Origin of the sequence: Salicibibacter cibarius, assembly GCF_016495725.1 — a bacterium.
GTDB classification, from domain to species: domain Bacteria; phylum Bacillota; class Bacilli; order Bacillales; family Marinococcaceae; genus Salicibibacter; species Salicibibacter cibarius.
Genome location: NZ_CP054705.1, coordinates 4,287,222 through 4,299,722, shown reverse-complemented (window position 1 = coordinate 4,299,722; position 12,501 = coordinate 4,287,222). Strand labels below are relative to the sequence as shown.

13 protein-coding genes are annotated in these 12,501 nt (G+C 45.9%); 9 read left to right on the top strand and 4 right to left on the bottom strand.

Going from position 1 to position 12,501, the window contains the following annotated elements; translation table 11 throughout:
• Nucleotides 1-698 precede the first annotated feature (698 nt).
• The gene (locus HUG15_RS21645; protein ID WP_200125724.1) at nt 699-1,070 is read right to left on the bottom strand and encodes a single-stranded DNA-binding protein; all 372 of its coding nucleotides are present in this window, start codon (nt 1,068-1,070) and stop codon (nt 699-701) included.
• 301 nt (nt 1,071-1,371) lie between these two features.
• Between HUG15_RS21645 and galU the strand changes: the two genes are divergently transcribed.
• The gene (gene galU, locus HUG15_RS21640; protein ID WP_281393572.1) at nt 1,372-2,241 is read left to right on the top strand and encodes a UTP--glucose-1-phosphate uridylyltransferase GalU; all 870 of its coding nucleotides are present in this window, start codon (nt 1,372-1,374) and stop codon (nt 2,239-2,241) included.
• A 72-nt stretch (nt 2,242-2,313) separates the two neighbouring features.
• Here galU and HUG15_RS21635 read toward each other — a convergent pair whose 3' ends face one another.
• The 3 genes from HUG15_RS21635 to HUG15_RS21625 form a co-directional block, all read right to left on the bottom strand.
• On the bottom strand, nt 2,314-3,621 hold the full coding sequence (locus HUG15_RS21635) for a UDP-glucose dehydrogenase family protein (RefSeq protein WP_200125720.1): 1,308 nt from the start codon (nt 3,619-3,621) through the stop codon (nt 2,314-2,316).
• Nucleotides 3,622-3,798: 177 nt separating this feature from the next.
• Nucleotides 3,799-4,839, bottom strand: coding sequence for an LCP family glycopolymer transferase (locus tag HUG15_RS21630; RefSeq protein ID WP_200125718.1), 1,041 nt, complete (start codon nt 4,837-4,839; stop codon nt 3,799-3,801).
• Between the two features lie 144 nt (nt 4,840-4,983).
• Nucleotides 4,984-5,616, bottom strand: coding sequence for a YigZ family protein (locus HUG15_RS21625; RefSeq protein ID WP_200125716.1), 633 nt, complete (start codon nt 5,614-5,616; stop codon nt 4,984-4,986).
• Between the two features lie 240 nt (nt 5,617-5,856).
• Between HUG15_RS21625 and HUG15_RS21620 the strand changes: the two genes are divergently transcribed.
• The 8 genes from HUG15_RS21620 (at nt 5,857) to HUG15_RS21585 (ending at nt 12,492) form a co-directional block, all read left to right on the top strand.
• A complete protein-coding gene (locus HUG15_RS21620; protein WP_246516431.1) occupies nt 5,857-6,993 on the top strand; it encodes a sensor histidine kinase in 1,137 nt (378 codons plus the stop codon).
• A gap of 47 nt (nt 6,994-7,040) precedes the next feature.
• Nucleotides 7,041-7,745, top strand: coding sequence for a response regulator (locus HUG15_RS21615; protein ID WP_200125714.1), 705 nt, complete (start codon nt 7,041-7,043; stop codon nt 7,743-7,745).
• A gap of 71 nt (nt 7,746-7,816) precedes the next feature.
• Entirely contained in the window at nt 7,817-8,656 is an 840-nt protein-coding gene (locus tag HUG15_RS21610; RefSeq protein ID WP_200125712.1) for a DegV family protein, read from the top strand.
• A gap of 50 nt (nt 8,657-8,706) precedes the next feature.
• Complete coding sequence (locus HUG15_RS21605) at nt 8,707-10,239, top strand: ATP-dependent helicase ComFA (protein ID WP_200125710.1); 1,533 nt, start codon at nt 8,707-8,709, stop codon at nt 10,237-10,239.
• Entirely contained in the window at nt 10,229-10,927 is a 699-nt protein-coding gene (locus HUG15_RS21600) for a ComF family protein (protein WP_246516704.1), read from the top strand. The genes HUG15_RS21605 and HUG15_RS21600 overlap by 11 nt, the downstream gene beginning before the upstream one ends.
• Nucleotides 10,928-11,300: 373 nt before the next feature.
• Complete coding sequence (locus HUG15_RS21595; protein ID WP_211202300.1) at nt 11,301-11,708, top strand: TIGR03826 family flagellar region protein; 408 nt, start codon at nt 11,301-11,303, stop codon at nt 11,706-11,708.
• A gap of 13 nt (nt 11,709-11,721) precedes the next feature.
• Nucleotides 11,722-11,985 carry a flagellar biosynthesis anti-sigma factor FlgM gene (gene flgM / locus HUG15_RS21590; protein ID WP_200125704.1) on the top strand — a complete coding sequence of 88 codons (264 nt, stop codon included), beginning with the start codon at nt 11,722-11,724 and terminating at the stop codon, nt 11,983-11,985.
• A gap of 6 nt (nt 11,986-11,991) precedes the next feature.
• Nucleotides 11,992-12,492: a flagellar protein FlgN gene (locus HUG15_RS21585; RefSeq protein WP_200125702.1), complete on the top strand. Its 501-nt coding sequence runs from the start codon at nt 11,992-11,994 to the stop codon at nt 12,490-12,492.
• Nucleotides 12,493-12,501 lie beyond the last annotated feature (9 nt).

Genomic DNA, 12,501 nt, shown 5'->3' with positions numbered 1-12,501 from the left:
TAGGGGATAATACAATACCGGGGTCTATGAGCTGATTGTTCATGCCCCTCCGGCTTTCCCCAGTCAATTTCTGCATGTTGATTTTCTTTCGTTATACCTGCCATTAATTTTTCCAATGTTGGGTCATTGCTTACTGGCTTTATAATAATGCCGTTGCCGTCTTCGCTTACTTCCAATTCAGTGCCATTAAAAATTTCAAATTTTATGATATATTTTTGGGTATACGTACACCGAAGCTATTGCCCCAGTTTTGTGCAGTTACTGACATGTGACTCGCCCCTTCATTTTGCTTCCGACAAAGTAAAATGTTTTCAAGGTGTAACTTCATTAAACGAAACCAAAAAACCGCCCCTACACACCCGGGGCGGTGGTGCCATCGAAGAGATTTATTTCTGTTGAGGGATATTGCGTGGGTACTGAAGCGATGAAGCGTAGGAAACGACCGAGGAGAAACCGGCACCGAAACGGTTGATATGCGCAGGCTATGTTCGATGATGTCTATCTGTATGTGACCGTTAGGGGAAACGATCAGTTCCGGTTGTATTGTAACAGCCCTTTGCATGCTCAACCTCTTTTGTGAAATGATTGGGACAGTTGGGATATCTTGTGAGAGAGCCCCGATGCAGTCCCCGGCGTACAATTATACGGAGATTATTTTAAATTGAGTGGTTAGTTGCTGTACGCCTGTTGTTGTTTTGTCAAGATGGCTGATTCGTTTTTGCTTCTTGCTGCTCTTGTTGCCTCCGGTTGGATTCAAGTTTCAGAAATCTCAGATCTTCACCGACGACTTCCGTGATAAATACTTTTTCTTCCTCTGTGTTCGTAAATTGTCGTATCTGGATACGGCCGGTTACAGCTACGAGCGAGCCCTTGTGGCAGTAATTTGCCGTATTTTCCGCACGTTTTCGCCAAATGGTACAAGGGATGAAATCAACATCGTTTATCCCTTCATTGTTTTTAAAAGGGCGCTGCACAGCAAGGAACAATTTTACATAAGCGACTCCGGAATTTGTGAACATGAGCTCTGGGTCTTTCGTTAAACGGCCAATCAACGTCACTTGATTTAACAAACTTTCACGACCCTTCTTGTATGCAATTGTAGGACAAACGTTGTAATGGGAATTGAAAGGGTGGGTGTATGACAGCGGAGGGGAATGCTGCCAAACGGTTCGGAGTTGAGAAAGCGGTGCTAATTAGTACATTTTCTTTCCATTGCAAACCTCCTTTCATGGAGTCAAAATAATTATAACATACGTCCCGGTATATTTTAAATAGATAATCCGAAAGATTTATAAATTTTTTCACGGGAAGGGGTTTATTTGAAGCAATGGCACATTGCATCATATAATGGAAGGGAGGGGAGGATCTTTGATGAAAGTAAAAAAAGCAGTCATTCCGGCGGCGGGACTTGGCACACGATTCTTGCCGGCGAGTAAAGCATTGCCAAAAGAAATGTTGCCGATTGTTGACACGCCAACGATCCAATACATAGTGGAAGAAGCCATCGAGTCTGGGATCGAGGATATTCTTATCGTCAGCGGTCGCGGAAAACGAGCGATTGAAGACCATTTTGACAAATCGTATGAATTGGAAGAGACGTTGGAACGAAGCGAAAAGTGGGAACGGTTGGAGGAAGTAAAAAAAATCTCTAACATGGCGAGTATCCATTACGTCCGCCAAAAAGAACCAAAAGGGCTTGGGCACGCCATTGCCTGTGCGCGCACATTTATCGGTAATGATCCATTTGCCGTGATGCTCGGGGACGATATCGTCCGTTCCGAAGGGAAACCTTGTTTGCAACAGCTTATGGAAATCTATGAGGACAGCGAGGCGTCCGTATTAGGTGTGCAAGATGTTCCGGAGAACAAGGTTTCAAGCTATGGGATCGTTTCGGCTGCAAATGGAACCGATTCGAGCATTGTCAATGTGACCGATCTTGTAGAAAAACCGAAACAAGAAGAAGCCCCATCGACGTTGGCGATTATGGGCAGATACGTATTGACGCCTGAAATTATGCCGATTTTGGAAGAAATGCCGCCCGGCGCCGGGAATGAAATTCAGCTTACCGATGCGATCAAAAAACTGGCCGGCATACAGGAAGTGAATGCGTTTCGATTCGACGGAGACCGCTATGATGTCGGGGATAAACTTGGCTTTATCCAAGCAACCCTTGATTTTGCACTCCATCGCGAAGATTTAAGCGAAGACCTGAAAGCTTATATCAGACAGTTGGATATTTAAGGTCGGGCGTACACTTGCGCCTCTTAAAAAAGAAATCCAGGCATTAGCCTGGATTTTTTAATCATATGTGCATTATCTACGCCCAATTCCGTAATAGTCAAACCCTTGCTCTTTAAACATATTCGCATCGAGTGCATTTCTGCCGTCAACGACGATTTTTCCGGTCATTGCAGAGGAAACGTCGGCGGCCGGATATTGTTTGTATGCATCCCACTCGGTGACGAGCACCATGGCATCCGCGTCCGCTAATGCTTGTTCGATGTTCTCGTGCAACGAAACCGCTCTGGGAAGCAACGGTGCCGCATCATCCAAAACGATCGGGTCATGGGCATGCACGTCAGCGCCGGCTTTGACGAGTTCATGGATGATATCGATCGAGGGTGCGTACCGCATATCATCTGTCCCCGGTTTAAAAGCCAGTCCGAGTACAGCCACTTTCACATCCCCCAACCCTTCCGGGAATCGTTGGCGTAAAATTTCTACAGGCTTTAATCGTTGTGTTGCGTTGATGGTGGTGGTAGACCTTAACAAATTGGCTTCATAATCTTTATCCTTTGCCAAAGCAATAAGCGCTTGTACGTCTTTCGGAAAGCAAGACCCGCCGTACCCGAGCCCGGCGTTTAGGAAGTGGGGGCTGATTCTGCGATCGGCGCCAACCCCTTGGACTACTTCGTCAATATTTGCGCCGTACGCTTCACATATGTTCGCGATTTCGTTAACAAAAGAGATTTTCGTTGCCAAAAAGGCATTCGAAGCATATTTAATCATTTCCGCGCTGTGCGGAGATGTGGTGATGATTTGTTCGGCATCGGCCAATGGCGCGTGCAGTTGGATGAGCCGCTCCTTTGCCCAAGACACATTTGTGCCGATGATAATACGGTCGGGCTTGAAGGTGTCCTTGACGGCAGAACCTTCCCGTAAAAATTCCGGAACGGAACATACCGCGACGTCGACACGGCTATTTTTTTCCCGGATAATGCTTTCCACTTCTTCTGCGGTTCCGATCGGAACGGTGGATTTATTGACGACGACCGTGCGTTTATCTGACGGAAGAACATCTCCCAGTTCTTCAGCAACTGCCCATACAAAAGAAAGATCGGCGGAGCCATCGTCCGCTTGAGGCGTTCCTACGGCAATCATAATAATATCGCTGTCGGAAGCGGATTCGCCTAAATCGGTATTAAAATGGATCTTCCCGTTATGGATGTTTTTTTCCAATAAAGGTTCCAACCCTTCTTCATAGATCGGGCTGATCCCTTTTTTGAGCTGCTCAATTTTACGCTCATCTTTGTCGACACAAACGACGTCATTCCCAAGTTCGGCAAAGGATACACCTGAGACGAGTCCCACGTATCCGGTGCCTACGATTGTTAATTTCATGCTGATTGACCTACTTTCTGTTTCCAATAAAATAAAAACGTCTATAAGATCGGGTTCAGTGGAAAGGAGGCCTTTCCGCCATAATCTTGTCCCATTCTACCATACCTTGTAACCCAATCAAGAGTATGGGAAACGAATAAAAAAGCCTGCTCCTCAAAGGAAGAGCAGGAGGGTAGATTATTGGGGTTCCGTACTTTCCTCGGCATTGATTGTTTCGTTCGCGTCAGGATTAGGTTCCTCTTCCAGTTCAAGATGCTGTTTTAGCATCACCTGTGTGTTCGCGAGGTCTGTGTCATCGACCCGGTAGTAATCAACGCCGTTCTCGCGGAAATTTTCACCGTCCAATTGATGGTACTCGATCTCATTCACAGCACTCGCGTAAGTGTGAAGGCCAAGGATTTCATTGAAGGACATGTTCATGTTCATATTTTCCTGTAGACGTTCAAACACTTCATTGTAGTTTGTAATTGAAGAGAGGGAGGTGGCTTCATCAATTAAAGCTCCCAACACTTCTTGTTGCCGTTCCCCGCGTCCAAGGTCACCGGCAGGATCTTGTTTTCTCATGCGCACGTAAGCAAGAGCTTCTTCTCCATCTAAAATTTGGGGACCTTCATCAATTTCAATCGCGTCCATATCTCCGTCCGCGTTCTGTTCAGTGAAAGCAAAAGGTGAATCTACCTCTATTCCCCCGAATATATCGACCGTATCCATAAAGGCATCAAAATTTAACGTTACATAGTAATCGACAGGAACGTCGAGCAAGTTTTCCACCGTTTCAATCGCCATATCCGTTCCGCCAAAGGCGTGGGCATGGTTAATTTGATCTTGGGTTGGACGTCCGGGGATTTGCACATAGGAGTCCCGCGGGATGCTGATCACATTTACCGATCCTTCGTCCCGGTTAAACGTTGCCAATAAAATCGCGTCGGACAATCCGTCCAGGTCGCCATCGCGATTGTCGGTCCCGAGAAATAAAACGGAGATGTTATCTTCATCGGGGTCTACGGCAACTTCTCGCATATCCGAATGTTCTCCCCGCTCTAGAGGACTTTGTGTCTCTTCCACGAGATTGCTCGCCTGTGTAATGAAATAAAACACGAGACCGCCTGCGGCGACAATGACCAAACCGATAAGTGCTGCAAAAGTAAAGATTAATTTTTTATTTCGTCTTTTTTTTCGTCGATGCCGCATCGTTCTGGAAGGTTCTTTTTTTGGCATTTCATTGTCTCCTTCCGGGAATTTATCCGGATGTTGCTTATAGCATACGATCTTATTTTACAAGAAGAGTGTAGTAAAAGTAAATGATAGATTGGAAATATCGACAAATAATTTTATTTCCCGGGAAATTTGTCGAACATGTAGTCAAATGTCCTTTTCCATATATGACGTTCCTGATACGGTGATCGTTACACGATTGTTGGAAGTATTGATGATCCATTTTTCGAATGTTTCCTTATCATTCATGTCTACGGCGACATGGATGTCAACATGTGTGCCATAATCTTTGGATACCAACTTATAAGGAGATTCCCGCAGTTCATTTTCAATTTTTCCGAGAAGTTCATAAGCAATGGCTAAACGATATTTCTGCATCGGCTGTCGATGTACGATTCCTATATAGTTAACGGCTTCGGTGACGCTATTTCCGTACGCGCGTATTAATCCACCGGCGCCCAGCTTAATCCCCCCGAAATAACGTGTAACGACAACGGCTGTATTTTTTAATTCCTGTTTAACCAACACATTTAACATTGGAACACCGGCTGTTCCCGACGGTTCTCCGTCATCATTTGCTTTTTGCGTTTCATTTCCCATCCCGACCACGTATGCGGAACAGTTATGAGTGGCATTGGGATGTTTATTTTTAATTTCATCAATAAAGGCCTTTGCGTCGTTTTCGTCCTGAATCCTTTGCATGTGGGCAATGAACCTTGACTTTTTGATCGTTTGTTCATATATGCCATCATTTTTTATGGTATAGTACGATTGATACATCGAACCCCTCCTTGATTTCTATTATCTGTAACTGCATTATAATCTCTTTGTAATAGCTGAAATCCTTAAAAAATGGTAATGTCAGATTAGCGAGGGAGTTGCCCGGAATTTTGGCACAATATGTGATTTCTTAAACTTTTATTTCCAAATGGCTTTTATCATCTAAGAATGTGCTAAAATAATCATATCGAATCAAGCGTTGATGTCAAACATTAGATTCGGCAAGGCTGGTGGTACAGCTTGAAAAATCAAAAGGAAACCTTAGAAAATATCATCGTACAAATGAAGGACACGATCCTAAACAGCAAAGAACAGATTTTCGAAATATGTGAACAAACAAGGCGCGAGTATGAAACATTGGAAAGCGAGCTCAGGGACACGGTCCATAAAGTGTCTGAAATTATTAAACAAACAGATGAAAAACGACGTCAAGCGAAATTAGCACGCAATCGTCTCGCCACAATCAACCGTGATTTTAACACATATTCCGATGAAGAAGCCAAAAAAGTGTATGATGATGCAAATGAGTATCGTCTCCAACTCGCCGTCATGGAAAATGAAGAAAAACAGTTACGGGAAAGGCGAGATCAAATTGAACGCCAGCTGTTACAGTTGGAAGAAACGTTGAAGCGCGCAGAGTTGCTTGTGGGACAAGTATCGGTTGTGCACAATTTTCTGGATGGCGATTTGCGTGAGGTTGGGGAAATAGTCGAAGAGGCAAAAGAAAAACAAGAATTTGGGCTAAAAATCATTCAAGCCCAGGAAGAAGAGCGCCGGCGAGTGGCGAGGGAGATCCATGATGGGCCCGCGCAATTGTTGGCGAACGTGCTTCTCCGTTCCGAGATCATTGGCCGAGTCTACAACGAGCGCGGCATCGATGCTGCATTAAATGAAATACAGGACGTCCGTGAAGCGATTAAAGGCAGCCTCGGCGAAGTAAGGCGTATCATTTATGATCTTCGGCCCATGGCGCTCGACGACTTGGGGCTCATTCCAACGTTAAAAAAGTATTTGGACGGCGTTGCGGATGAACAAGATGAGACAGATATTCGCTTTGTTCTCCACGGCAATGAATACAGAATGGAAGTAAATATGGAAGTAGCCTTGTTCAGGCTAGTTCAGGAATCAGTCCAAAATGCACTCAAACACGCGAATGCCAAGCAAATTTCAGTGAAAGCCGAGATGTGCGAAACACAAGTTCATTTGATCATTCATGATGATGGCCGGGGATTTGATCCGGAAGAATCATCACAGCCCGGATTCGGTCTTATCGGCATGAAAGAACGGGTGAACGAGCTCAAAGGTGATCTGAAGATTGAATCAGCCAAAGGAATAGGAACCAAAATCACAATTATCGTACCGATTAATACTGGATAGATCTATTGATAAACGCCAAAACAGATAAACTGGAAAGGGTGGGCAAGATGGCTGAACGAGGACAAATTAAACTTATACTCATCGACGATCATAAATTATTTCGGGAAGGCGTTAAACGTATTCTCGAGATGGAAGATCAGTTAGAAATTGTCGCTGAAGGTGATGACGGGAATGAGGCAACCCGGCTTGCCGCTCAACATCGGCCGGATGTTGTACTAATGGACATTAATATGCCGGGAGTAAATGGTGTTGAGGCTACTCGAAACCTGGTTGAACGGTTTCCCGATGTTAAAGTATTGATTCTTTCCATTCATGATGATGAAGCATATGTCACCCATGTCTTAAAAACAGGGGCAGCCGGTTATTTATTAAAGGAAATGGATGCAGACGCGTTGATCGAGGCAGTCAAAGTAGTCGGTGCCGGCGGTGCCTATATCCATCCAAAAGTTACCCATAATTTAATTAAAGAATACCGCAGGCTCGCGAGCGACGATGGGGATCATTCCACCGGGCGTGTGAGCTACAAAGAGATTGAATATCGTAAACCTTTGCATATTCTAACCCGGCGGGAATGCGATGTGCTCCAGTTAATGACTGACGGTTATAGCAACCGTATGGTAGGAGAAGAATTGTATATTAGTGAAAAAACCGTCAAAAACCACGTTAGCAATATTTTACAAAAAATGAATGTGAATGACCGTACACAAGCAGTCGTTGAATCCATTAAAAAAGGCTGGGTAAAAGTGCGTTAATCCCTCGCTTGCGTCCTCGAATTACCCGTTCTATGATAGAGACAAACATGGAACCGAAAAGTGGGGTCATTATGCCAAAAATATCAATCGTAACGGATAGTACCGCGTACTTGGATGAGAAGACATTAGTGGAGAACGAGATATCCGTTATTCCGTTGAGTGTCGTATTTGATCAAGAGACGATCCGGGAAACGGAGATGGGAACGGAAGAGTTTTACGGCAAAATGCGTGCCCGCGAAAAACTGCCAACGACTTCGCAACCCTCCATCGGCGAGTTTATTGATCTGTACGAAAAACTGGGAGAATCATCTGACTCGATCCTTTCGTTTCACTTGTCAAGCGGGATTAGCGGAACATTTGAAACGGCTGTAGCCGCTTCCCGTTCAATAGAAGATGTTAACGTTTACCCGTTTGACAGCGAAATTAGCTGCAGTGCCCAAGGGTATTATGCAGTGGAAGCGGCAAAACTTGCCCGGGAAGGGAAGACGGTTGATGAAATTTTTGAAACGTTGACATCCATTCGTGATACGTTAGCCGGCTACTTTATCGTTGCCGATCTAAATCATCTCCATCGAGGAGGCCGTATGAGCGGTGCGCAAAAATTCCTCGGCAGTGCTTTGCAAATAAAGCCAATTCTTCATTTTAAAGATAAAGTCATTGTCCCTTTTGAAAAAGTACGTACCGAAAAACGCGCCATTAAACGGGTGATGGAATTATTGGAGCAAGACGCCGCGGATGGACCGGTCCGAGCAACCGTCGTTCATGCCAATGTCCCCGAAAAGGCGGAAGAAATACGATCCACCCTCGATAAAAAATACGATAACCTTGAAATTGACCTCGGCGTTTTCGGTCCGGTGATCGGAACGCATCTCGGCGAAAAGTCCCTCGGACTCACTTGGTATAAGAAATAAATGATAGAGGTGGGAAAAGTCTCTCACCTCTATTTTAAAGGAGCCAATTGATGAAAGTTGTTCTCGTTACGCCTCGTGATACCCGCTCCCCGGTTGTCCTCCCCCTTATTTGTGTAAACGATCATGATGAGATTCAAACAGATCCGACTCCGATTTCGAAGCTTAACGATCCGCAAGCCCCCATCCCGGAATTCTCCATCAACGATCTGCCGAACTGGCATGAGGTCCGGAAATTATTGAACGGACGTGCGTTGCTTCCCGATGAACTCCCTTTTTCATATAAAAAATTGGAGCCCTTTATACGGCGAGGTTATGTGCATATGCAAGCGGGGATCCATATCCGTCCACGTTTGAAATGTGTCCGTTGCGGCAACAACCATAAGCATTGGTTTGCCCATTATTCATGCGCGTGGTGCGGCGATGTTTGCCTCTATTGCCGTGCTTGTATTTCGATGGGGCGTGTAACGACGTGCACCCCGCTCTTCACATGGGAAGGCCCGGCCTTTAACGGGGAACAAGCGCGTGTGGACATATTGGCCTGGCGAGGGGAACTGTCACCTTTGCAACAACGTGCGGCTGACCGTATTACCCAAGCGATTAAACAATCCCGATCCACAGAACTGCTCGTTTGGGCGGTGTGCGGTGCCGGGAAAACCGAGATGTTGTTTCCCGGAATTGCCCGTGGGCTCGAGGAAGGAAAACGGGTGCTCATTGCTACGCCAAGAACGGATGTTGTCCTTGAACTTTTGCCTCGTTTGAGACAGGCGTTTCCGACGACGGCGCTGGTCGGCTTATATGGGGGCAGTGAGGAACGCTTGTCCTATGGCCAACTTGTTGTGGCCACGACCCACCAAACGCGGCGTTTTCAAGATGCTTTTGATGTTGCCATCATTGATGAAGTGGACGCGTTTCCTTATCATTTTGACGAAAGCTTGGCTTATGCAGTCAAAAAAGCGACGAAAAAGAGTGCGGCGACGATTTATTTAACGGCTACTCCGGATGATCGATTACGGAAAAGATGCGAAAAGAAGGATGCGGTCACCCGCGTCAATCGACGCTTTCATGGATTCCCGTTACCGGTTCCGAGTTTTCAATGGTGCGGGGATTGGCGGAAGGCACTTTTGCGAGAGCGATTACCCGCGGTTTTTTCGGACTGGGCCGATCAACAACTGGCATCAAAAAGACAAGCGTTGATTTTCGTTCCGAGTGTCCAAACGGCCAAGGAGCTATGCATGGTCTTGCAGCAAAGAGAGCCGTCGATTGTAAGTGTTCACGCTGGAGACCCGGAACGCAAAGAAATTGTTGCAAATTTTCGGAATGGGGATATGCCTTTGTTAATTACAACGACGATTTTAGAACGAGGCGTCACCATTTATGGAATTGATGTGGCGATTCTTGGTGCGGAAGATGACGTGTTCACAGCATCTGCACTTGTGCAAATTGCCGGGAGGGCAGGCCGGAGTGCCGAGGACCCGGATGGCAAGGTGACCTTTTTTCACTATGGGAAAACAAAAGCGATGCATCGCTGCAGGAAACAGATTTTGGCCATGAATGGAGGGGCTGGACGTGAAAATGGTACGTAACCGTTGCCTGCAGTGTTTGCAGCCATTGAATGCAAATGCAAGTTGGGAAGCGTTATTTTCATGGAGACAGAAGAATTTATGTGACACGTGCCAAGGCAAATTGAGACCGTTGAAAGCTCCGTGGTGTCTGTATTGCAGTCGTCCGCTGGCACGGACCGAAAGCTGTGCGGATTGCCGGCGTTGGGAAAGAACGAGGCACTGGTCCGGTTTGCTTGTGCGAAATGTTTCTCTTTTTTCCTATGACGACTATTTGCAAGAATTGATAAGTATATATAAATATCGTGGGGACGTAGCGCTTGCACGCGTATTTACGGAACCGTTAAAACAAACATACTTGAAGGATTTTAAAGGAGCGATACCGGTACCGATTCCGCTGAGTGAAGAGCGTCTTTTGGAGCGGGGGTTTAATCAAGCGGCAGTGTTGGCAGAGCAGTTGCCGGTTGCTTACAATGCTTGCCTGGCGAGGGTAGTGGATGAGGATAAGCAAAGCAAACAATCCCGCAGAGGACGATTGCGCGGTCACGCTCGTCCTTTTTCCTTCCAAGGGGGTGCCGCGCGTGTGGCAGGTAAACATATGTTGCTCATCGATGATATTTATACAACCGGAACTACCCTGCGCAAAGCTGCCATCCCTCTGTTGGAACAAGGCGCGAAACAAGTATCCGCGCTAACGGTCGCCAGAGGTTAACGGGGGTTTGAAAGCTGCTTCATGGCGACTGAAAGAACGATTGGCTCTCATGTTCGGTCGTCATGAACACTTCATGGAACCCGAAAAAGTGCTCGGTCCCTGTTTACGGTCACCATGGTTGCTTCATGATGGCCGAAAATCACTGTATCGAATGATCCCGGTCGTCATGACCGTTTCATGAAGACCGAAAAGGCTGTCGTCACTCGTGTAGTGTCACCATAACCACTCCATGGCGATCCGGAATAGGGCTGAAGTCAAGACAAAACGCGAGAGGCGCGCTCACCGTTAAAATTTTATGAAATGGAAAGAACCCGTTAAACATAATGGAAAAGTTACCGATATGATATATACAATCATGTTTGGGGGAGCAACGATGACAGAGCTTGCGAACTGTCCGGAATGTGGGGCGCTATATGTAAAAATGGTTATTTCTCTATGTGATCGTTGTTGTCGATCGAGAGAAAAGCGTTTTGATAAGGTTTATGAATTTTTAAGAAAGAAAGCAAACAGGGAATCGACAATATCGGAAACGGCGGTGCACACCGGTGTTTCAGAGACTGAAATACTGGAATTTATTCGCGAAGGACGGCTACAACTCGCGGACTTCCCCAATTTTCATATACTCTGCGCGTTTTGCGGGGATGCTACCCGTAATAGCCGACTATGTAAATCGTGTGAAACTGAGTTGCAAGGAGATATCGCGAATATAAACGATACAAAAAAGACATACACGGAAAATGTCTATGTTAATAAACGGCTTCATTCACGAGAAAATGAATGAAAGGGTGCCAGTAATGAAAATTCATCCGCACAATCAAATCCATCAGACTTATCAACACGCAACAGAGCAAGTAAAAAAGCACCAAAACCCGAGAGAAGCCAAACAAGATCAAGTAGAAATTTCTCAAGCGGCAAAAGAAATGCAACACTCGGGTATCGATGCAACCCGCAAAGCAAAGGTGGATGCGCTGCAGAAACAAATAGACGCGGGCGAATACCGGGTGGATGAACGAGCGGTCGCCCATCAATTCTACCAATATTGGAATGAACGGGGATAACGGCAAATGAATGAAATTGTAGCATTGAAAGAAAACCTTGAAAACCTGATTCACCACCACGAGTACTTGTTAACACTCGCCGGAAAGAAAACGAAAGCCATTCAAAGATCCGACCGTAAAGCCCTCGAAGAAATTGTGCGTCTTGAACAAGGGGAAGCGCGGACACTACGGCAATTGGAAAAGGAACGACGACGTGTCGTTACAACGTTCATTGACCATCACTGCCCACATCTTGAGGCGGATGCTCCCATGATGCAGTGGGTTTCTTATGTGCCGGAGAAAGAACGTTTGGAAGTTGAGAAGCAACGGGAGAGGTTACAGACGGCAATCCGACATTTGCAAGCTAAAAATAACCTCAATCAGCAGTTGTTGAATGATGGTCTCGCGTTTGTAAGTGCAATGTTGGATGCCATCCGATTTGAAGATTATACGATGTATACATCGGCTGCCAATACGAAGAAAACGAATGAGCACGAACGGTTTTCGACGTTCGATTCCAGGGCGTGAAGAACATAA